2 protein-coding genes are annotated in these 1,826 nt (G+C 69.1%); both read left to right on the forward strand.

The genetic code is table 11. The features are described from left to right. The first annotated feature begins 123 nt into the window (after positions 1 to 123). Positions 124 to 1,374, forward strand: a complete 1,251-nt coding sequence (locus ACFY0X_RS36825) for an IS256 family transposase (RefSeq protein ID WP_387760885.1) — start codon at positions 124 to 126, stop codon at positions 1,372 to 1,374. Next, entirely contained in the window at positions 1,371 to 1,817 is a 447-nt protein-coding gene (locus ACFY0X_RS36830) for a HEAT repeat domain-containing protein (RefSeq protein WP_387760886.1), read from the forward strand. Before ACFY0X_RS36825 ends, ACFY0X_RS36830 begins: the two co-directional genes overlap by 4 nt. Positions 1,818 to 1,826 lie beyond the last annotated feature (9 nt).

The raw sequence follows: 1,826 nt of genomic DNA on the forward strand, positions 1-1,826 counted from the left end.
GAGCAATGCTCAAGACCTGTGGATCAGCCCCGGGCGGGGACGCGGAGGGCGTACCTTCCCGAATAATCCTGTGATGGTCACCGAGTAGGCCCGCGTTGCAGCGCGGGTCGGGAAGGCACGCCCGTGCTCAGCGTAGTGAATGCCGATGGTTCGACGGAGTCCGGCTCCCTGATCGACGAGATCGTCCGCGAGGGCGCCCGGCGCATGCTGGCTGCCGCGCTGGAGGCGGAAGTCAACCAGTACATAGCCGAGTTGGCTGCGGAGAAGGACGAGAACGGGCGGCGCCTGGTGGTCCGTAACGGCCACCACCGGCCGCGGTCGGTGGTTACAGCGGCCGGGCCGGTCGAGGTCAGGGCCCCGCGGATCAACGACCGGCGCGTGGACGAGACGACCGGCGAGCGCCAGCGGTTCTCCTCGAAGATCCTGGCACCGTGGTGCCGCAAGTCGCCGAAGATCTCCGAGGTGCTGCCACTGTTCTACCTGCACGGCCTGTCGTCCGGTGACTTCGTGCCCGCGCTGGAGCAGTTCCTCGGCGGCACCGCCGGCCTATCGCCGGCCACCGTGACCCGGCTGACCAGGCAGTGGAGCGACGACCACGCCGCCTTCCAGACCCGGGACCTGTCCGACCGGGACTACGTCTACGTGTGGGCCGACGGCGTGCACCCCAAGGTCCGCCTCGGCCAGGCCCACTCGTGCGTCCTGGTCCTGCTCGGCGTCCGCCTGGACGGCACCAAGGAGCTCATCGCTCTCGCCGAGGGCCTGCGCGAGAGCACCGAGTCATGGGCCGACCTGCTGCGGGACTGCCGCCGCCGCGGGATGCGCGACCCCGAGCTGGTGGTCGGGGACGGCGCCATGGGCCTGTGGCGGGCGCTCGCCGAGGTGTTCCCGGCCGCACGGCACCAAAGGTGCTGGGTTCACAAAACCCGCAACGTCACGAACTGCCTGCCCAAGTCCGCACAGCCCGGCGCGACGAAGGCGATGCAGGAGATCTACAACGCCGAGGACCGTGGCCACGCCGAGCAGGCGATCGAAGCCTTCGCACGCGCCTACGGCGCCAAGTTCCCCAAAGCCGTCGCAAAGATCACCGACGACCGGGACGAACTGCTCGCCTTCTACGACTTCCCAGCCGAGCACTGGATCCACCTGCGGACCACGAACCCCATCGAGTCGACCTTCTCCACGGTCAAACTCCGCACCAAAGTCACACGAGGCGCGGGCAGCCCGGCTGCGGCCCTGGCGATGGTGTTCAAGCTCGTCGAGTCCGCCCAGACCCGATGGCGCGCGATCACCGGCGCCCACCTGGTGCCGCTGGTCCGCGCCGGCGCGCACTTCGAAAACGGCGTCCTGGTCGAGCGGTCCGAGGTGGCAGCATGAACGACATGTTCGAGGCACTTGAAGCACTGACCGACCGCGATCCGGACCGCCGGGACGTCGCCGCCGCCGTCCTCGGGGACTTCCTGCGCGGCGCCGCACTCGACGAGGACTCCGCTCGCCTGGCCGTCGGACGTCTGGTCGGCGTGGCCGTCAACGAACCGTCGACCAAGGTGCGCGAGTCCGCCCTGAACTCGATCAGCGAGGCCGACCATTACCGCCTGCCTCTGGCCCTCGTCGAACCGCTGGCGGCAGCCATGCCGACGATGGAACCCGAACTCCTCGTCCACACGCTCTACATCCTCGGGGCCACCCACGACCCGCGGGCCCGGCCGCTGATCGAGCCCTTCCTCCATCACCCAGACCCAGAGGTGCGCAAGGAGGCCCGGCTCGCAGCAGCCGAGATCACCACCGTCGAGTCGGAGGGTCTCACCCACAACTCTTGACTATTGCTC

This window comes from Kitasatospora sp. NPDC001547 (assembly GCF_042894165.1).
Taxonomy (GTDB): Bacteria; Actinomycetota; Actinomycetes; order Streptomycetales; family Streptomycetaceae; genus Kitasatospora.